15 protein-coding genes and 1 pseudogene are annotated in these 18,643 nt (G+C 64.0%); 4 read left to right on the top strand and 12 right to left on the bottom strand.

The annotated features are described in order from the left end of the window. Positions 1–103: 103 nt before the first annotated feature. Positions 104–328 (top strand): YgdI/YgdR family lipoprotein, encoded by a 225-nt coding sequence (locus tag CWE01_RS27065; protein WP_100943623.1) that lies wholly within the window; start codon positions 104–106, stop codon positions 326–328. A gap of 173 nt (positions 329–501) precedes the next feature. On the opposite strand, the gene CWE01_RS27060 is transcribed toward CWE01_RS27065, so the two are convergent. Genes CWE01_RS27060 through lexA form a run of 4 tightly spaced genes read right to left on the bottom strand, consistent with a single transcriptional unit; the run spans position 502 to position 6,242 of the window. Next, the gene (locus CWE01_RS27060) at positions 502–3,582 is read right to left on the bottom strand and encodes an error-prone DNA polymerase (protein ID WP_100943622.1); all 3,081 of its coding nucleotides are present in this window, start codon (positions 3,580–3,582) and stop codon (positions 502–504) included. Next, positions 3,579–4,997, bottom strand: a complete 1,419-nt coding sequence (locus CWE01_RS27055) for a DNA polymerase Y family protein (protein ID WP_100943621.1) — start codon at positions 4,995–4,997, stop codon at positions 3,579–3,581. The genes CWE01_RS27060 and CWE01_RS27055 overlap by 4 nt, the downstream gene beginning before the upstream one ends. 7 nt (positions 4,998–5,004) lie before the next feature. Continuing rightward, complete coding sequence (imuA, locus tag CWE01_RS27050; RefSeq protein WP_100943620.1) at positions 5,005–5,625, bottom strand: translesion DNA synthesis-associated protein ImuA; 621 nt, start codon at positions 5,623–5,625, stop codon at positions 5,005–5,007. After that, a complete protein-coding gene (lexA, locus tag CWE01_RS27045) occupies positions 5,622–6,242 on the bottom strand; it encodes a transcriptional repressor LexA (protein ID WP_100943619.1) in 621 nt (206 codons plus the stop codon). Before lexA ends, imuA begins: the two co-directional genes overlap by 4 nt. A gap of 344 nt (positions 6,243–6,586) precedes the next feature. On the opposite strand from lexA, the gene CWE01_RS27040 reads away from it, so the two are divergent. Together CWE01_RS27040 and CWE01_RS27035 are read left to right on the top strand one after the other, a co-directional pair. After that, entirely contained in the window at positions 6,587–6,844 is a 258-nt protein-coding gene (locus CWE01_RS27040; RefSeq protein WP_157815284.1) for an Os1348 family NHLP clan protein, read from the top strand. A gap of 205 nt (positions 6,845–7,049) precedes the next feature. Continuing rightward, complete coding sequence (locus CWE01_RS27035; protein WP_100943617.1) at positions 7,050–8,198, top strand: HEXXH motif-containing putative peptide modification protein; 1,149 nt, start codon at positions 7,050–7,052, stop codon at positions 8,196–8,198. Between the two features lie 21 nt (positions 8,199–8,219). Here the strand turns inward: CWE01_RS27035 and CWE01_RS27030 are convergent, their stop codons facing one another. Continuing rightward, positions 8,220–9,236: a succinylglutamate desuccinylase/aspartoacylase family protein gene (locus CWE01_RS27030; protein ID WP_100943616.1), complete on the bottom strand. Its 1,017-nt coding sequence runs from the start codon at positions 9,234–9,236 to the stop codon at positions 8,220–8,222. 115 nt (positions 9,237–9,351) lie between these two features. On the opposite strand from CWE01_RS27030, the pseudogene CWE01_RS33980 reads away from it, so the two are divergent. Then, positions 9,352–9,891, top strand: a pseudogene (locus CWE01_RS33980) (TetR/AcrR family transcriptional regulator); the annotation flags it as partial. On the opposite strand, the gene CWE01_RS27020 reads toward CWE01_RS33980, so the two are convergent. From CWE01_RS27020 to CWE01_RS26990, 7 genes are all read right to left on the bottom strand, one after another. Beyond that, the gene (locus CWE01_RS27020; protein WP_100943614.1) at positions 9,847–10,854 is read right to left on the bottom strand and encodes a DMT family transporter; all 1,008 of its coding nucleotides are present in this window, start codon (positions 10,852–10,854) and stop codon (positions 9,847–9,849) included. The pseudogene CWE01_RS33980 and the gene CWE01_RS27020 overlap by 45 nt on opposite strands. Continuing rightward, positions 10,854–11,552 (bottom strand): ABC transporter permease, encoded by a 699-nt coding sequence (locus tag CWE01_RS27015; RefSeq protein WP_100943865.1) that lies wholly within the window; start codon positions 11,550–11,552, stop codon positions 10,854–10,856. The genes CWE01_RS27020 and CWE01_RS27015 overlap by 1 nt, the downstream gene beginning before the upstream one ends. Positions 11,553–11,557: 5 nt before the next feature. Then, positions 11,558–12,262, bottom strand: coding sequence for an ABC transporter permease (locus CWE01_RS27010; protein ID WP_100943613.1), 705 nt, complete (start codon positions 12,260–12,262; stop codon positions 11,558–11,560). Between the two features lie 171 nt (positions 12,263–12,433). Further along, complete coding sequence (locus tag CWE01_RS27005) at positions 12,434–13,216, bottom strand: transporter substrate-binding domain-containing protein (RefSeq protein ID WP_100943612.1); 783 nt, start codon at positions 13,214–13,216, stop codon at positions 12,434–12,436. A 27-nt stretch (positions 13,217–13,243) separates the two neighbouring features. Beyond that, positions 13,244–15,247: an aminotransferase class I/II-fold pyridoxal phosphate-dependent enzyme gene (locus CWE01_RS34080; protein WP_100943611.1), complete on the bottom strand. Its 2,004-nt coding sequence runs from the start codon at positions 15,245–15,247 to the stop codon at positions 13,244–13,246. A gap of 153 nt (positions 15,248–15,400) precedes the next feature. Next, positions 15,401–16,819 carry an aldehyde dehydrogenase family protein gene (locus CWE01_RS26995; protein ID WP_100943610.1) on the bottom strand — a complete coding sequence of 473 codons (1,419 nt, stop codon included), beginning with the start codon at positions 16,817–16,819 and terminating at the stop codon, positions 15,401–15,403. 47 nt (positions 16,820–16,866) lie between these two features. Further along, a complete protein-coding gene (locus CWE01_RS26990; protein ID WP_100943609.1) occupies positions 16,867–18,498 on the bottom strand; it encodes a 5-guanidino-2-oxopentanoate decarboxylase in 1,632 nt (543 codons plus the stop codon). Positions 18,499–18,643: the final 145 nt, after the last annotated feature.

Genomic DNA, 18,643 nt, shown 5'->3' with positions numbered 1-18,643 from the left:
TCCGGGCGCTGATTATAGGCACAGCCGATGGCCGTGCCTGTAGCGCCGGGCATGAGATTTTTCTGCGCGATGAACCGTTAACCACTGAAACAGAGAGGATGTCATGTATCTGAAAATCCTGACCTTGCCATTGATGGCAGCAGCGTTCCTGAGCTTGGCGGGCTGCTCGACGCCCACCGTGGTGACCTTGCAGAACGGCACCGAGTACATCACCAGGGACAAACCCCAAACCCACTCCGCCGATGGTTTCTATGAGTTCAAGGATATTTCCGGCAAAGAGGTGCGGGTCAAGGCGTCCGATGTGGCGACGGTCAAGCCGAAGGATTGACACCGAGAGCCGGGCTTACTTGTAGATATCGGCTGGTCTTGAGGGCCTCTTCGCGGGCAAGCTCCGCTCCCACATTAGATTTGCGCCGGGCACAGGTTTCAGGCTCGACGCGGACATTGTGGGAGCGGAGCTTGCCCGCGAAGAGGCCAGCACAGGCGCCCCACATCCAGACCTCAGCGAAAATCCCGGCTGCGCACGGTGATATCCGCGAGCATCGAACCCAGGTCGCTCAAGCGTCCGGCAATCACATGCCGTACGTCGCCCTCGGTTTCCAGGCGCCCATCGACTTTCAGCAACTGCGCGCCCACCAGCACTTGCCGCTGCCGTTCGGCCAGGTCGCGCCAGACCACCACATTGACGTTGCCGAACTCGTCCTCAAGGGTGACAAAGGTCACCCCGCTGGCCGTGCCTGGTCGCTGGCGCCCGGTGACCAGACCGACAATGCTCACCGACCGCCCATGTTCGACCTCCAGCAGTTCCCGAGAACTGCGACAGCGCATCCCTTTCAATTGCCCGCGCAACAACGCCAACGGATGCGGCCCCAGGGTCGTGCCGAGACTGGCGTAATCCGCTTGCAGGTCCTCGCCGACACTCGGGCACGGCAAGGCCACCGGGGTTTCGGCTTGCCTCGACAACCCGGCAAACAGCCCAAGCTGCGCCTCGACCCCGGCCACCTCCCAACGCGCCTGATAACGGTCACCCGCCAGGCCCTGCAAGGCACCGGCATCGGCCAGCAGTTCCTGGGCCCGGGTATCCAGTTGTGCCCGCTCGCCGAGGTCGGCGATATCCTCGAAAGCTCCAACCCCACGGGCCGCTTCGATCCGCCGCGCATCCTCCTCGCGAAACCCACGAACCATCCGCAAGCCCAGGCGCAGCGCCGGCTGCGGGCCATCGGTCGGCTCCAGGCTGCATTCCCAATCACTGGCCCGCACATCCACCGGGCGAATCTGCAGGTGGTGACGCCGGGCATCCTGAAGGATCTGGTCCGGGCTGTAGAAGCCCATCGGCCAGCTGTTGATCAGCGCACAGGCGAACGCCGCCGGTTCATGGCACTTCAGCCAGCAACTGGCGTAGGTCAGCAAGGCAAAGCTGGCGGCATGGGATTCGGGAAACCCGTAGCTGCCAAAGCCCTTGATCTGCTCGAAGATCTGCGCGGCGAACTCCGGCGCATAGCCGTTCTTCGCCATGCCCTCGGCCAGTCGCAGGCGGTGCGGTTCAAGCCCGCCATGGCGTTTCCAGGCGGCCATGGAACGGCGCAACTGATCGGCCTCCCCCGGGGTGTAGTCCGCCGCCACCACCGCGATCTGCATGACCTGTTCCTGAAACAGCGGCACCCCCAGGGTGCGTTTCAGGACCTCTTCCAGCTCCGGCGACGGGTAGGTCGCAAGCTCCTCCTTGTTTCGCCGCCGCAGGTACGGGTGCACCATGCCGCCCTGGATCGGCCCCGGCCGGACAATCGCCACTTCGATCACCAGGTCGTAGAAATTCTTCGGCTTGAGCCGTGGCAGCATCGACATCTGCGCCCGCGACTCGATCTGGAACACGCCGATGGTGTCGGCCCGGCCGATCATGTCGTAGGTCGGCTTATCGTCCGGCGGCAGGCTCGCCAGGGTCCAGCGCGGGCCGCCGCGATACTGCTGCACCAGGTCGAAACAGCGACGCAGCGCGCTGAGCATGCCCAGGGCCAGGACATCGACCTTGAGCAACCCGACCTTGTCCAGGTCGTCCTTGTCCCACTGGATAATCGTCCGTTCGGCCATAGCGGCGTTTTCCACCGGGACCAGGGTCTCCAGCGGTTGCTCGGAAATCACGAAACCACCCGGATGCTGGGACAGGTGCCGGGGAAAACCGATCAGTTGCCGGGTCAGGCCGAGTACCCGGCGCAGCACCGGGCTGTCGGGATCGAAGCCGCTTTCGCGCAGGCGTTCCGCCGCCGGCGGCTCATCGCTCCAGTGACCGCAGGCATCGGCCAGGGCATTGATCTGATCCGGCGGCAGGCCCAGCGCCTTGGCCACATCCCGCACCGCCCCCGCACCGTGATAGGTGCTGACCACCGCCGTCAACGCCGCCCGGTTCCGGCCATAACGCCGGAATACGTATTGCAGCACCTCTTCGCGGCGATCGTGTTCGAAGTCGACATCGATATCCGGTGGCTCGTTGCGCTCGCGGGAGAGGAAGCGCTCGAACAGCATGTTGGTGCGATCCGGGTTCAACTCGGTGACCCCCAGGGCATAACAGACCACCGAGTTTGCCGCCGAACCACGCCCCTGGCAGAGAATGCCCTGCCTGCGGGCGAAGTCGACGATATCCTGCACCGTCAGGAAATAACTGTCGTACTCCAGCTCGGCGATCAGCTTCAGTTCGTTTTCGATCAGGTCCCGAGCCCGGGAGCTGATCCCTTCCGGCCAGCGTCGATGAATCCCCTCCTCCGTCAGATGCCGCAGCCAGGACGTCGGGGTCTGCCCTTGCGGCACCAGCTCACGGGGATACTGGTAGCGCAGTTGGCCGAGATCGAAGGTACAACGCCGGGCAATGACCTGGGTCTCGCTGAGCAAGGCCGCCGGATAAATCCCGCGCAAGGCCTCAAGACTGCGCAGATGCCGCTCGCCATTGGCATGCAGTTGCTGCCCGGCATCGGCCACCCGGGTGTGCAGGCGTATGGCGGTCATGGTGTCTTGCAGGGCACGACGGGCCCGCACATGCATATGCACATCGCCGCTGGCTACAGCGGGAATCTCCAGTGCGCCGGCCAGGGCCAGCAAGCGCGCCAAACGTCTCTTATCGTCCTGGCCGCAATGCAACTCCACCGCCAGCCATAGCCGTTCGGGAAAACACTCGCGCAACCAGCGGCCATCGGCTTCGCTAATGCTCTGTTCAGGCAGCCACAACGCCAGCAACCCCGGCAGCTCCTGCTCGAAGTCCGCCCGCAGTAGCTGATAGCAGCCTTTTTCCGCACGACGCCGGGCCTGGGTGATCAATCGGCAAAGAGCCTGGTAACCCAGCAGGTCTTCCACCAGCAAGACTACCCGAGGCCCATTCTCGATCCGCATTTCACTGCCGATGATCAGCGGCAGGCCGCTGTCCTGAGCGGCTTGCCAGGCCCGGACAATCCCCGCCAGGGTGCATTCATCGGTAATCGCCAGGGCTTGATAGCCCTGCTCCTTGGCCCGCTCGAACAGTTCATGGGCGCTGGAAGCCCCGCGCTGGAAACTGAAGTTCGACAGGCAATGCAGCTCGGCGTATTCGCCACTCATGCGAACCAGCCCTGCAACAGCAAGGGGCCGCTTTCCCCCACCGTGCGATAGGCCCAGGCGTGGCGACCGGTACGGGTCTCGATCAGGTAATAATCGCGGCGCACATCCGCGCCGTCCCACCAGCCCGACTCGATCCGCTCCGGTCCCAGCAGGACCCGCGCCGCCTGCTCGGGCAATGGCAATGGCGCCTTTAGCAACCAACCGGGGCGCAATGGTCCCGCGGCAGCCAGTGGCTCGGCGGTGCTCGCCGGCAACGGCTGCCAGGCGCATTCGGGGCGGTGATCGGCCTGGAAACGCAGGCCCTGCACCGCGTCATCGCCCAATCGGGCACGCAGGCGTTCGCGCAGTTGCTCCCAGGGCAAGGATTGCTGTGGACGCTCGTCGAAGAGTTCGCGGTGCTGCGGGACAAAGGCCGGCAGGTCCTCGGCCTCCAGGCGAAAACCACGTACCGCCGACTCGACCTGGACCTGCTCCAGCCGCCCACGGGCCAGTTCGAAGAGCATCGAAGGATCACGCTCGGCACTCAGCAGGCCGACCTTGATCCGTGTGTCCGCGAACCCGGCATGCTCCAGGATCAGTTCAAAGCTCTGCACACCGCTGTCACGCCCACAGAGAAACGCCGACAAGTCCCCGGTCAGGCGGCGCAAGGGAAACAGCAAGGCCTGGTTCGAGGTCACGTCGAAATTCAGTTCGATCCGCGCCGCGAAGCGATCCGGCGGCAGGTAGAACGCCAGGGCCAGCGGCCGCTCGCCGAGCAAGGTATCGAGGTGCTTGAGCAATGACGCCTCGAAGCGCCGCGCCAGGCTATGCCGGGGCAAGGCCAGCACTTGCTCCAGGGTCCGCAGGCCCATGCGCGACAAGGCCGTGGCCGCCTCTTTTTCCAGCCCGACCCGGTCGATCGGCATCTGCCCCAGGGCCTGGCGCAAGGCTCCGTTGTCCGCCAGGGCCAGGCCGTCGTAGGCATTGGCCAGGACCCGGGCCGCCGCCGGATTGGGTGCGACGACTATCCGATGACGAAAGCCCAGACCGGTCAGCTCTGCGCGCAAGCGCGCTTCCAATTGCGGCCAGGGTCCGAACAGGCCCAGGCTGGATTCGATCTCGAACAACAAGGCCCGCGGATACCGCAGGCTGACCTGGGAGCTGAAGCGATAGGCCCAGGCGGCAAGCAACTGCTGCCACTGTTCGATTTCGGCGGGATCGTATTCGGCGCTGGCGAAGGCCTTGGTCAAGGCATGGGCGGCGGTCAGCGATTGCCCGGGACGCAGGCCCAAGGCCCGCGCCGACGCATTCACCGCCTGCACCACCCGGCGTTGCGGCGAGCCTGTCAGCAGCGCCAGCGGCGCTTCCGGTTCAGGGGTTCGCCGCAATACCCCGTCCAGGGCCAATTGCGGAAAAACAATACAGACCCACCGCATACCCGCCTCAATGCCCGGTGCTGAAGGCAATCGGTGTCGAATGGGCCAACCCGCCCCGGCACTTGAGCACCCGCAACTGTGCGGGCCGGCCCTCGACGGCAATCCGCAGGGCCGCCGGCGACGGGTTGATCGCCTCTTCCAGCGAGCGATAGGCGAAGGCCAGGGTCTGGCCGGTTTCCGCCGCCACCTGCAAACGCCGCAAGGCCCGGTCATCGGCCTGTTGCGGCCAGCACAGGACCGCGCCGCAACTGCCGGAACGCAGGCACTGTTCAGCCGCCCACAAGGCATCGCGCGGTGCCGCCTGGATCACCGACAACTGTCGCAGGTCCACCCCCGCGCTCAACCACGCCTGGGGATAGGGCACGTGGGGCGGCGCCACCAGGACGATCCGCTCACCCCGCGCCGATAACCGTGCCAGGGTCGGCCAGACCAGTTGCAATTCACCGACACCTTCCCCGGCGATAAGGATTTCCGTCAGCGCTGCCGGCGGCCAGCCACCGCCGGGCAAGGCCGCGTCGAGGGTCGCGTGGCCGCTGGGCTGGCGATCGGACTGCGGCTCGGCCGCCCGGCCTTTCCACACCCGCCGCTCGTCGAGCAGCGTGTCCAGGGCCACCACCGCGCCCCTCATGCCGGCCGTACCAGACCGCAGAACACGCCTTCGATGGACAGCTCCTGATGCTCGGGATCGACAACGATAGGTTCATAGGCCGGGTTGCGCGGCAACAGGCGGATGCCCGTGGCCGTCCGCTCGAAGCGCTTGATGGTGACCTCGCCCTCCAGCCGGGCCACGACGATCTGGCCGTTGCGCACCTCGCCCGTGCGGCGTACCGCCACCAGGTCACCGTCGAGAATGCCATCGCCGATCATCGAATCGCCCTGCACCTGCAGCAGGTAATCCGGGGCGCGGGAAAACAGCGCGGGGTCGAGCAGCAAGCGGCGATGCTCCTGGGCATCGACATCGATCGGCCGGCCCGCCGCCACCCGGCCCAGCAGCGGGATATCCAGCAACGCCGCCCGGGGTGCCTGGTCGAGCAGGCGGATGCCCCGCGCCTGATGGGCGTTGACCTCGATAAAACCGCCCTCGGCCAAAGCCACCACGTGCTTGCGCGCCACGCTGCGGGAGGCGAAACCAAAGGCCTCGGCGATCTCGGCAAGGCTCGGGGGCTGGCCGTTACGCACGATGCGCTCGCGGATAAAGGTCAGGATGGCGGAACGGCGGGGGCTTAAAGTCGTCATGGAGTACATTTGTACTCCTGTGGGATTTACCTGACAAGAGCCGCCAGTCGAGATACAGGCCTGCGCACCACCGTCTCGTGAAAGCCAATGGCCATGCCCGGTCGACAGAATAGGTATTCACTCTTTATGTACGAATAAAACTACAGCACTATCTCACCCATGAAACATTGAAAACCTGCCCTACAGCAACAACTAACTTTTTTCAAAATCCACCCCATTCAAACTTTCAGAAATTCAATAATTGCATATTGAAAAATGAAATCATCTTGCTATATTCACTCGGGCTTCCCCCATTGAAACAGCCCCCCGACCTGCTTCTCTATAAAGGTTTCAACCGTTATCCGGAGACCGCCATGCCCCATTCCAATACCCAGCATCAGGAACGTCTCGCCGTCATTTTGAATCGAGCAATAAGTGACGAATCATTCGCCGCGCAGTTGCATATGAACCCAACCAACGCCGGCAAAGACCTGGACCTGACCCTGCGGATCGACGAGGTGGTGGCGCTCAAGGGCCTGGACCTCGCCCAACTGGCAGCGGCCTCGAAAGCCCTGCGCAGCCCTCTCGCGGGGCGTGCCACCTTCGACCAGCAACAGGTTCGAACGGATTAGGCCCGCGCCAGCGTCCGAGTTATATCACCCGGGTGAGTATCATGAAGTTCTTGTGACACTCGATTGAACAAGCACCCCACGAACAGCCATTGATTCTCGCCGTTATCCGAACACGGCCAACACTTAAAACCCTGACATCTCTCTTTCTTGAAGGAGGGTTATTGCGCGCTCGTCATTCATCGAGTTATATCCCGAGGACACCGACATGACCACCCAACTGCAATCCCAGCTCGACGAACTTTTCCAGTACAACACTTTTTTACCCGATGCCACCCCGGACCGTTTTCACCGTTTGCTCGATCGGCTCAGCCAACAGCGCTACAGCACCTTCGCCGCACTCTATGCCGAATGTTTCCAGCGTTTCGAGGGCAGCCCCAGGCTCAATCCGTTTTTCTCCAGTGCGGTGCACCTGATCCTGCTGCCGGTCGCCCAGCGTCGCCTGATCATCAACGACCCGGTGTTCCAGATCTGGATGGCCCTGGCGTTTCAACATGCCAACGCGGTACTGACCGAACAGGCGGACGACACCGCGGCCCTGCAGGACATGCTCCTGGAGTTGCCGGCGGTGCTGCAACGCATCACCCAGACGGCGGTCGATCACAAGTATTCGAACCATCCACCGATCCGGCGCTTCAACGTCGATCCCCTGATCGCCGCCGCGACACCGCCCAGCTATGAGTTCCCCGAAGACGAAAGCACCCGCAAGCACCTGGAGCGCAGTGGTTACTCCCTGCATTTCTTCCGCGACGTGGTCAGCGTCGCCCTGTCGCGCATCGCCAATACCTGGCCGGCCTGCTACGAGCAGTTCCGGCACCTGGTCAAGCTGATCTGCTACCTGCCCGACGGGGCCTTCCGCAGTTGTTCGGCGGCGCGCTACACCGGCGTTATCCTGCTTTCGGCCAAGGACCACTCGATTCTTGAAATCGAAGAATCCCTGGTCCATGAAACCACCCACCAACTGCTGTACAGCCTGGTCGAGGTCTGCCCGATCATTGATGAGCGGCGCGCCGAGGAACGCCTGTTCAGCCTGCCCTGGTCCGGCCTGCAGCGCGACCTCCATGGTTATGTCCATGCGTTCTTCGCCGCGCTCGCCCAGGTCAAATACCTGGAGCGCGTGCGCCAGCGCCCGGCCTCGGAAATGCAACGGGCCGAAGAGCGGATGCTCGACATCCTGCGGGGCCTGATCAAGGCCCTGCCGGAGATTGAGAGCTGCGAGGCGTTCACGCCCCGGGGCCGGACCCTCATGGACAATCTTGCCCAGGAGGTGCACGCCCTGCACAGTCGCCATGCCGGCCTGCTGAGCCGCTCGAGCGCGACCACGGACAGCCAGTCGACCATGGGCATGGCCGTGTAAAAACCAGGGTGGGCGGGGAGCCTAGTTGGGATCGAGCAACCCGCCCGTCCAGTTGTGCGACACCCGGCTGCCGGTGAATTTCGCCACCACCGAACCTTGCGCTATCAGGCGGTCCCGGTGGCGGGTGACCAGTCGCCCGACCTGGGCCGCGTGGAGGATCACTTCGGAAGCGGCATCCCCGGGACGCCCCACGATCCGCGCGAAACGCTGCCCTTCCTCGACGAAATCACCCAGCTCTTTCTCGAAGACCAGGACCCCGGGCCGGGGCGCGAGAATCGTCTCCATATGCCCCATCTCCACCGCCTGCACCGGCCAGTCCGTCAGCGCCGGCGCCTCGTCGATCACCCCGACGGCACACAGCCAGGCATACAGGCCATCGGCATCCTGCCGGGCCAGGTGATCGCTGACATCGCCCTGGCCACGCAACTCCAGGGTGGCGGCAAAACGTTGCGCGGTATCCCCCTCACGGAGCCAGGGGGCGATGAGGGTTTCCTCGAAGGAACCGTCGCCGCCGTCATCCCAGATGATCGCCAGGTCCATCTTCAGCGCCGCCGCCAGCGCCTGGCCCTTGGGCCAGAACGCACGGTGGATATAGACATAGGGCAACGCTTCGTCGTCGGTGTGCAGGTCGAGCACCAGATCCGCCGTGGCCGCCAGTTCCACCAGGCATTTTTGCCAGTGCTGGACATTGGTCGCCGGCCGTATCAACGCCTGCGACTGGTCGAATGACCGATTGAAATTCTGCCCGGTGCCCTCATGAAACCGCCCGAGAATCCGCCCATGGCGGAACTGCCCGATGCCCAGCGGGTTGGCCTGGGGCACCACGGTCACACGGCCCTTGAGGCGCCCCTCGGACTCGGCTTGCTGAAGGCGGGGCATCAGCAGGTGCAGCACCAGCATGCCGGCGATTTCATCGGCATGAACCCCGGCCTGCAAATGCACTTTCGGCCCCTCGCCGCTGCCCTCGAAACGCCAGGCGCCGACCTTCAGGTCCTCACCGTTATTGCCCCGAACACTGAACGAAATATCCCGCGCCATAACCTTGCCCTCCCCTTGTAAACGTTGAAAATCAATCCATCGTCAGCCTCGACAGTGGAAATTGAACGTACGTTCAACTAAGCTCGCCAACCTGGCCTCGAACCCAAGGATTCCCGTGAGCACCGACACCCGAAAATTTCGCCGCGCCGAACCCGACGAACGTCGCGACCTGCTGATCGCCGCCGCCCTGCGCTGCCTGGCCCGGGACGGCCATGCCGGCATTTCCGTACGGCGTATCGCCACCGAGGCCGGCGTCTCCGTCGGCCTGCTCAACCACCATTTCGGCAGCATCGATGCGCTGATCGCCGACACCTACCACAAGCTCGCCAGCGAACTGACCAGCACCCTGCTCGAAGAGGTCCGCCAGGCCGGCAGCGCCGCGCAAAAGCTTGAGGCCTTCCTGGTCGGCTCCTTCTCGCCACGGATCATGGACCCGCAATTGCTCGGGGTCTGGGTGGTGTTCTGGAGCCTGATCCGCCACTCCGAACACGTCAGCCAGTCCCATGAAAAAAGCTACCGCGCCTACCTCGAGCTGATCCGCCAACTGCTCGATGACCTGGCCAGCGCCGAAGGCTTCACGATCCACGACAGCCGCCTGGCCGCCATCGGCCTATCGGCGATGCTCGACGGACTCTGGCTCGAGTGGTGCCTCAACCCCGAGACCTTCAGTCCCGCCAACGGGCTGCACATCTGCCGCTGCTGGGTAAAGGGGTTGCGTCACGGAGCATTCGGCACCGACGACGTCCTGTGAAGCGTGACGGCCGAAGACCATCGCCAGGGTGCCGCTGAGGGCGATCAGCCCGGCACCGATAATCAGCGACACGTCCATCAACGTGCCCCAGATCAGGCTCGAGAGCAGGAACGCCCAGATCAGCCCGGTGTACTCGAACGGCGCCAGCAGGGTCGCGGTGGCCCGCTGGAAACTGGCGAACAGCAGGAACTGGCCGATGCCGCCCACCAGCCCCGCGCCGAGCATCCCCAGCCAGGCCGGGGTCGATGGCGGTGTGTGGGTCCAGGGCAGCGCCACGGCCATGCAGATGACAAACACCACGTTGGTGATCAGCATCTGTTCCAGCACCGAGGTCTGTTCGTCCACCTGCCGCAGCTGGATGTAGGTAAAGGCCCAGCACAGCGCCGCCAGCAGCGTCAGCACGATGGGCCAGGGGTCGGTCATGTTGCTCGGGCGACAGGCGATCATCACGCCGACAAAACCGATGATCAGGGTGAACCATTGCCAGCCCGTGGCGCGCTCCTTGAGGATCAGCGCCGCCAACACCGTGACCATGATCGGTGCGGAAAAATACAGGGTGGTCATCTCCGCCAGGGTCAGGTCCCGCGCCGCCGTGTAGTACAGCAGCCAGGCGACGATCGAGAGCAACCCGCGGACCACCAGCAGGCATCGGCTCGGCGACCGCCAGGCACGCCGCACCAGGCGCAAGCGCCCGGCCAGCAGGCAGGCCGCGACCACCACCAGGCCGCGCCAGAACAGCACGGTGATCACCGAATAATCCGCCACCAGCCACTTGATGGCGGCGTCCTGCAGGGCCAGGAAGGCATAGCCCAGCGTGCACAGGCCAATGCCCTGCAACGAACGGTCAACCCGTGGCGTATGGTTCATCACACCGACCTGCGCATCGGCGTTCCGCGCCGTTCGGCGAAGGCAAACAGTGCCTCGATCAGGAATGTCAGGCAGACATAGACCCCGGCCACCAGCAGCAACGGCTGGTAGACCTGCAACGTCTGCGCCCGGACCACGTTGGCCGCTCCCAGCAGGTCGATCACCGCAATGGTCGAAGCCAGCGCCGTGGACTTGAGCAGCATCACCGTCTCCCCGGCCAGGGTCGGCAGCAACAAGCGCATGGCCCGCGGCAGGCGCACCCGCAACAGCGACTGGCGCGGGGTCATGCCAAAGGCCGAGGCCGCTTCCATTTCGCCCTTGGGCACCGCCAGCAAGCCACCGCGAATCACTTCACCGAGATAGGCGCCCACCGACAGCACCAGGGCGAACACGATGTACCAGTAGCCGTCCCGCAGGTAAGGCCAGAGAAAGCTGCCGCGCATCAACGGAAACTGCGCGAACAGGCTGCCCAGCCCGTAGTAGAAGATGTAGATCTGGATCAGCAGCGGCGTCCCGCGCAGCACGCTGGTGTAGAACAGGCTGGCCTTGGCGACCAGGCGGTTTTTCGACATCCGGGCCAAGGCCACCAGCACCGCCAGCCCGAAGCCCAGCACGCTGGAAATCAGCAACAGGCTGATGGTCGTTTGCAAGCCACGGCCCAACAACGCCGCGTATTCGAGTGTCCACTCTGGAATCATTTCATTCACTCAGCCAAAGGCATCCAGCGACGGATCCGTCGCTCAAGCCGTCCCGACAGGTAGTTGGACACCAGCGTCACCGCGTAATACAGCGCGGCAGCCGTGAGGTAGAACAACAGGTAGTGGCGCGTCGATCCCGCGCCCTGCTTGGCGGTGTACAACAGCTCGTTGGTGCCGACCACGCTGATCAGCGCACTGTCCTTGATCAGGTTGATCCACAGGTTGGCCATCCCGGCCATGGCGTAGGGCGCCATGATCGGCAAGGTGACCCGGCGGAACAGACCGAAACCGCTCAGGCCGAAGGCCTTCGCCGCTTCGATCTGACCGAAGGGAATCGCCTGGATCGCCGCGCGGAAAATCTCCGAGGCGTAAGCGCCCTGGACCAGCCCCAGAACCAGGATCGCCGCCAGCGGGCCGCTGACATTCAGCGCGTCATAACCGAGCTGGGCCATCAGCGAGTTGAGCAGCATGGAACCGACGTAGTACAGCAACAGGATCAGCAACAACTCCGGAACCGCCCGGAACAACGTGGTGTAGCCGCGCATCAGCGCCGCGATCGGTTTCGGCGCGCCCAGCTTGAGGCAGGCCACCACCAATCCGATGAACAGCCCGACCGCAAAGGCCCCGGCTGAAATCTGCAGGGTCATCCAGAGCCCTTTCAACAGCGCACTGCCCCATCCCTGTTCGCTGAAATCGATCAATTCGAACATTGCTGGCTCTCCAGTCGGTGGTCTTGAAAGCGCCACCTCAGTCTGTAGGAGCAGGGCTTGCCCGCGAAGCTTCTGGCGCCCTCAAGGGCCCCTTCGCGGGCAAGCCCTGCTCCTACAGGTTCTGCGTTTTCCGTAGGTTGTGTGTTTAGCCCGGGCCGAACAGCATCACCGTCAGAACGCAGGTTTCACACTGGTACCGAAGTAGCTCTGGGAGAGATCGTCGTAGTCCTTGCTCGCCAGCAAGGTCTTGATCGCCTTGTCGAGACGCGCCTTGAGGTCGGTGTCTTCCTTGCGCAGGCCGGCGCCCACGCCCTTGCCGAAGATCGGGTCATAGGGCACCGCGCCCAGGTAGGCCAGGTCCTTGGCATCCGGGGTCTTGACGAAGGCCGTCATGGCCGTGCCGTCCGCCATCATCAGGTCGATACGCCCGGCAATCAGGTCGGCGTTGGCCGAGTCCTGGGTGTCGTAGTACTTCACGTCGGCGATTTTCTCGTAGTAGGCCTTCAGGTAGCTGGCGCTCACGGTGGAGTTCTGCACGCCGATGATCTTGCCCTTGAGGTCATCCGGATACTTCTTCACCGAAGCGCCCTTGGGCCCGACAATCGCGATCACCGAGTCGTAGTAGGCCTTGCTGAAGGCGATCTGCTTTTCACGCTCCTCGGTCACCGACATGGAGGAGAAGATCACGTCGATCTTCTTCGCCAGCAGCGACGGGATGATCCCGTCCCAGGCCACTTCCTTGATCTCGCACTCGGCTTTCATTTCACTGCACAGCTTGTGGATCAGGTCGACTTCAAAACCCTTCCACTCACCGTTGGGCTGTTTCTCGGTGTACGGCGGATAGGGTTCGGCCGCGACCGCGAAGCGGATGGGCGCGGCCTGGGCCGCACTCATGCCGGCCAGCAGGACACAGGCCACGCCCGTCAACCAGTTTGCCAAACGTCGATTTCCCATGATGTTGTCCCGTCTTTTTATGTTGCGTTAGCGAGTCTGATGAGCGTTGACGAATTGTCGGCAACGCTCGCTGCGTGGGTGTACGAACACTTCATCCGGCGAACCGGTTTCCTCGATCAGCCCTTGATGCAGAAAGGCGACTTTGGAAGAGACATCGCGTGCGAAGGCCATCTCATGGGTCACCAGGATCATGGTCCGGCCTTCTTCGGCGAGGGAGCGGATCACCCGCAGCACTTCCCCGACCAGTTCCGGGTCGAGTGCCGAGGTGGGTTCATCGAACAGCATGACCTTGGGCCGCATGGCCAGGGCCCGGGCGATGGCCACCCGTTGTTGCTGTCCCCCGGAGAGAAACGCCGGGTACTCGTTGCGCTTGGCCGCGAGGCCCACGCGCTCAAGCAAGGCTTCGGCCCGTTCAATGGCCTCGGCCCGACTCTCGCGCAGGACCTGGGTCGGCGCCTCGATGAGGTTTTCCAGCACCGTGCGATGGGGCCAGAGGTTGAAGTTCTGGAACACCATGCCCAGGCTGGAACGAATGCGCACCAGCTGCTTGGCGTCGGCCACCAGCGGTGCGCCGGGGCGGTCGAAATTCAGGTGGATGCTTTCACCGTCCACCAGGATGCGACCCTGGTCCGGCACTTCGAGCATGTTGATGCAGCGCAGCAAGGTGCTCTTGCCCGAGCCGCTGGCGCCGATCAGCGAAATCACCTCGCCCTCGCGGGCCGTCAGGGAGACGCCCTTGAGCACCTCGATATTGCCGAAGCGTTTGTGCAGACGGTCGACCTCGATCATGGTCTTGGTCGCGGCAGGCTCGGCGACGCTGTCAACCGTCACGCCATTGATCAGCGGCCGCGGGGGTTCGCCCTTGAGCACCCGGACAAACTCGCGGATACGCTGGCAGGCCTGGACCAGGCGCTCTTCACCGAGGGTGAAGGAGATCCGTACAAAGCCTTGCGCCGGTTCACCGAAGGCCGCCGCATCGAGCACCGAGACCCCGGCTTCGCGAAACAGCCGCCAGGCGAATTCCAGGGAGGTCAGGCCGGTCTCGCGCACGTCCACCAGCACGAACATGCCGGCATCCGGTTTGCGTACGGTAATGCCCGGACAATCGGACAAACCCGCCACCACCAGATCACGGCGGCGCCGATAGATCTCGCTCATCCCCCGGGTCACTTCGTCATGGGCCAGCACCGCCTTGAGCGCGGCCTCCATGACAAACCCCGGCAAGCCGTAAAGCATGCTCAACACCAGGTTTTCGGCATGGGCGACCAGGACCGGGTCGGCGATGATCCAGCCAATCCGCCAGCCGGTCATGGCGTGGGACTTGGACAGGCTGCCGACGGTCACGCAGCGTTCGGCCATGCCCGGCAGCGCCGCCAGGCTGACATGCTCGCGCTCGAACGCGAGGCTTTCATAGACCTCGTCGACCACCACCCAGAGGTCATGGGCGATGGCCAGGTCAGCGATGCCTTGCAGCTCTTCGCGGCTGAGCACCACGCCGGTGGGGTTGTTCGGGTTGGAGAAAAAGATCGCCCGGGTGCGTGGTGTGATGGCCTTGGCCAACCGCGCGGCATCGAGGCGAAAACCGGCGTCCGCCGCGCACGGCACCCGCACCAGGGTCGCGCCGGAGGCCTTGAGGGTGGCCTCGTAGGTCACGTACATCGGGTCCAGGGCAATCACCTCGTCACCGGCACTGAGCAGGCACAACGAAGTGATGAACAAGGCATTTTGCGCACCGGCCACGGTGATGACGTTTTCAGCTTGCAGCGGGCGCTCCAGGCGCTGGCTGTAGCGTGCGGCGATGGCTTCGCGCAAGGCCAGGCGACCGGCGATTTCGGTGTAGTGGGTGTCGCCTTCGCGAAGCGCCTGGATGGCCGCCTCGGTAATGAAATCGGGGGTGGGAAAGTCCGGGTCGCCGACGCTGAGGATGATCACATCCTCGCCACGGCGCTGGGCTTCGAACGCCGCGTGATGAATGTCCCAGGCGGCCACACCGTCACCCGAGATCCGCTCAACAAAAGGTGAAAACCGCATGCCAGTGCCTCGTTCGAATTTGAAGAAACGCAAGCCCGCAACCCGCCGGGATGGAGCCAACATAGACGAAGCTGAACAGTCGTTCAATAGTAAAAACCGGTCAGCTTCGTGTTCAGCACAAACAGGTCGTTTTCACGACAGTCGCGCCGTTTTTCAGCACTGGATCGCCTTGGTTTCGACGAATTCCGCCAGCCCTTCCTCACCCCATTCACGACCATTGCCCGATTGCTTGTAGCCACCGAACGGAGCGCGGTAGTTGAAGGCCGCGCCGTTGACGAAGCACTGGCCGGCGCGCAACCCGCGCGCCAGTTCCAGGGCCCGGGCCGGGGTGCCAGCCCAGACCGCGCTGGACAAACCGAAGGGTGATTCGTTGGCCAGGCGCACGGCCTGTTCCTCGTCTTCGTAGGGCACCAGGCAGAGCACCGGGCCGAAGATCTCTTCCTGGGCGATGCGCATGCCGTTATCGACCTCGGCAAACAGCGTGGGGCGCACGTAGAAGCCGCGCTCCAGTCCGCTTGGCAACGCGGCACCGCCACTCAACAGCCGGGCACCCTCCTGCTGGCCGACGCGGATGTAATCGAGCACGGTGCGGCGCTGGGATGCCGAGCACATGGGTCCGAGAAAGCTCTGTGGGTCCAGTGGATCGCCGACCTTGAGGCTTTCGCTTTCGGCCCGCGCCAGTTCCAGCGCCTCGGCGTAGCGACTGCGGGGAATCAGCATGCGGGTCAAGGCGGTGCAGGTCTGCCCGGAGTTGATCATCACGTCCTGCACGCCATGGCGCACGGCGGCGCCGAGGTCGGCATCGGCGGTGATCAGAAACGGTGACTTGCCCCCCAGCTCCAGGCACACCCGCTTGACCGTCGGTGCGGCGGCCATCGACACCCTTACACCGGCGGCGGTCGAGCCGGTGAACGAGACCATATCCACGTCCGGGTGCCGGGCCAGGGCTTCGCCGACCTTGGCGCCAGGGCCGCTGACCAGGTTGAAGACCCCGGCCGGCAGGCCGATGGCGTCGATCATTTCGGCCAGCAGGAAAGCATGCAGCGGGGTTTCCTGGCTCGGCTTGACCACCACCGTGCAGCCTGCCGCGAGGGCCGGTGCGAGCTTGCCGATCAGTTGATGCAGCGGGTAATTCCACGGGTTGATAAAAGCGCAGACGCCCACCGCCTCGCGAATCACCAGGGAGTTGCCGACTTCGCGTTGCTGCTCCATCAGGGCGGCGATTTCGGCGTAGCTGAGCAGGCCTTCCAGCGGACCGTCGACCTGGACCGACTGGCACCATTGCACCGGCATGCCGAGTTCGGCGGTGATCAGCGCGGCCATTTCTCCCGCGCGGGCCTTGAGTTGCTGGCCCAGGGCGCGGATATAGCCGGCACGCTCACTGGCCGGGGTTCGCGACCAGTTGGAAAAGGCCCGGCGCGCTGCAGTGACAGCGCGTTCGACGTCACGTTCATCGCCGAGGGGGACTTGTCCGGTGACGGTTTCGGTGGCCGGGTTGATCACTTCGGCGACGCCGCTGCCATGGGGGACGACCCAGTCGCCGTTGATATAAAGATGGGTGTAGGTGGTCATTGTTATTGTTTTCCATCATCAGGGGGATGTGGTTTACAGGTGGAGTTTCAACGAGCGCAGGCGTGCTTCAGTTCGATCAGGGTCACACCGGCATGGCCAAAACCCGTCCGCAGATCACGCTCCAGTTCATCCAGGCTCTGCGGCTCACACACGCGGCAACCAAACGCCCGGGCCAGCAGGGCGAAATCCGGATTGCGCGGCAACACCCCCACCGGCTCGATATCCAGGCTGAGCATGTCGTCACGGATCTGCCCAAGGGCATCGTTGTTCCACAGCAGCACCACCAGCGGGCTGTCCAACTCCTCGACCGCCGTCGCCAGTTCCTGAACCGTGTAGAGAAAACCGCCGTCGCCCACCAGCACCAAACCTGGCCGTTGCGGGGCACCGAACTTGGCCCCGATCCCCGCCGGCAGTCCATAACCCAGGGTGCCGTAGCCGGTGGGATGCAACCAACTGCGCGGGGCCCGGCTGGCAAAGGCGTAGTTGCCCGTGTACGCCAGTTGAGTCATGTCGCTGCTGATACAGGTATTGGCCGGCATCACCGCCGCGATGCGATCGAGAATCTGCTGATGGATCGTCTGCAACGGACCGTGGCCGGCGCGCACAGCCGCGCGCAAGGCCGCCACTGCCTTGACCGATTCATGGGAATCCCGGGCCTGCGCCGGCAGGCGCTCGAGCAAGTCAGCCAGGGTCTGCTGCGCATCCCCCTGCAACGCCACGGCACAGGGATAAAAGTCGTTGAATTTGCGCGAGTCGATATCGACCCGGATCACCTCGCCGCTCAACGGCAGACGTTCACGCCAATAATCGGTATCGGCCATCTCGGTACCGACCGCGAGCACCACATCGGCTTGCGCGATCAGTTCCCAACCGGGCTCGACGCACAGGCTCGAGCCGGCATTCAACGGCGCATCCGGGGCCAGCAAACCTTTACCGGCAACACTGGTGAACAGCGGCGCGGCCAGGCGTTCGCTCATGGCCTGCAACTCGGCCCCGGCGGCCAGCGCACCACCCCCGGCGATAATCATCGGCCGTTTGGCCTGCTGCAACCGGCGGGCAGCCTCTTCCAGGGCCTGCACACTCGGCAGTCCACGTCCGGGGCGACGCACCACTTCACCGCTCCAGTCACGGCTGATCGGCCCGGCCAGCACATCCAGCGGCACCGAAATATGCACCGGCCGTGGCCGCTCGCTGTCGAACACGGCGAAGGCACGGGCGATCAGTTCCGGCAGGTCGTCGGTGCTCAGGGCCACCGCCGAAAACGCCGTGATGGGCGCGGTGATCGCCCGCTGGTCCTGGGTCTCGTGCAGGCAACCCCAGCCCTTGCCCAGGCTGGCGGTGTGGTTGACGCTGGAAATCACCAGCAGCGGAATCGAGTCGGCGTAGGCCTGGCCGATGGCGGTCGCGGCGTTGGTCACGCCGGGGCCGGTGATGATGAAGCAGACCCCGGGTTTGCCGCTGACCCGGGCATAACCATCGGCCATGAAACCGGCGCCCTGCTCGTGACGAGTCAGCACATGGCGGATGCCACTGCCGGGCAGGCCGCGATACAGCTCCAGGGTGTGCACGCCGGGAATGCCGAACACCGTGTCGACACCATAATGGGCCAGCAGGCGCACCAGGGCCTGGCCGCCGGTGAGCGTGGTGGAAGAAGCTTGCTGGGTCGATTGGGAGCTCATGCTAGCCCTCGTCTTGTTGTTATGGAGTGATAGGGGACCGCCCGACGATATTAAACACTTGTTCAATAGCATGACAATCCTTTCGAGACGTCTCCAAAAAATCCATAAAAATCACTCAACTTATTGTTTTGAAAAACAATAAGTC

The organism is Pseudomonas sp. QS1027 (assembly GCF_002814235.1).
Taxonomy (GTDB): domain Bacteria; phylum Pseudomonadota; class Gammaproteobacteria; order Pseudomonadales; family Pseudomonadaceae; genus Aquipseudomonas.
Note: the sequence above shows the minus strand (reverse complement) of the source record. Positions and strands in the feature narration are given on the sequence as shown.

Coding starts and splice junctions, on each gene's coding strand:
- CWE01_RS27065 (WP_100943623.1), top strand. CDS start 104: ATGTATCTGAAAATCCTGACCTTGCCATTGATGGCAGCAGCGTTCCTG.
- CWE01_RS27060 (WP_100943622.1), bottom strand. CDS start 3,582: ATGAGTGGCGAATACGCCGAGCTGCATTGCCTGTCGAACTTCAGTTTC.
- CWE01_RS27055 (WP_100943621.1), bottom strand. CDS start 4,997: ATGCGGTGGGTCTGTATTGTTTTTCCGCAATTGGCCCTGGACGGGGTA.
- imuA (WP_100943620.1), bottom strand. CDS start 5,625: ATGAGGGGCGCGGTGGTGGCCCTGGACACGCTGCTCGACGAGCGGCGG.
- lexA (WP_100943619.1), bottom strand. CDS start 6,242: ATGTACTCCATGACGACTTTAAGCCCCCGCCGTTCCGCCATCCTGACC.
- CWE01_RS27040 (WP_157815284.1), top strand. CDS start 6,587: ATGCCCCATTCCAATACCCAGCATCAGGAACGTCTCGCCGTCATTTTG.
- CWE01_RS27035 (WP_100943617.1), top strand. CDS start 7,050: ATGACCACCCAACTGCAATCCCAGCTCGACGAACTTTTCCAGTACAAC.
- CWE01_RS27030 (WP_100943616.1), bottom strand. CDS start 9,236: ATGGCGCGGGATATTTCGTTCAGTGTTCGGGGCAATAACGGTGAGGAC.
- CWE01_RS27020 (WP_100943614.1), bottom strand. CDS start 10,854: ATGAACCATACGCCACGGGTTGACCGTTCGTTGCAGGGCATTGGCCTG.
- CWE01_RS27015 (WP_100943865.1), bottom strand. CDS start 11,552: ATGATTCCAGAGTGGACACTCGAATACGCGGCGTTGTTGGGCCGTGGC.
- CWE01_RS27010 (WP_100943613.1), bottom strand. CDS start 12,262: ATGTTCGAATTGATCGATTTCAGCGAACAGGGATGGGGCAGTGCGCTG.
- CWE01_RS27005 (WP_100943612.1), bottom strand. CDS start 13,216: ATGGGAAATCGACGTTTGGCAAACTGGTTGACGGGCGTGGCCTGTGTC.
- CWE01_RS34080 (WP_100943611.1), bottom strand. CDS start 15,247: ATGCGGTTTTCACCTTTTGTTGAGCGGATCTCGGGTGACGGTGTGGCC.
- CWE01_RS26995 (WP_100943610.1), bottom strand. CDS start 16,819: ATGACCACCTACACCCATCTTTATATCAACGGCGACTGGGTCGTCCCC.
- CWE01_RS26990 (WP_100943609.1), bottom strand. CDS start 18,498: ATGAGCTCCCAATCGACCCAGCAAGCTTCTTCCACCACGCTCACCGGC.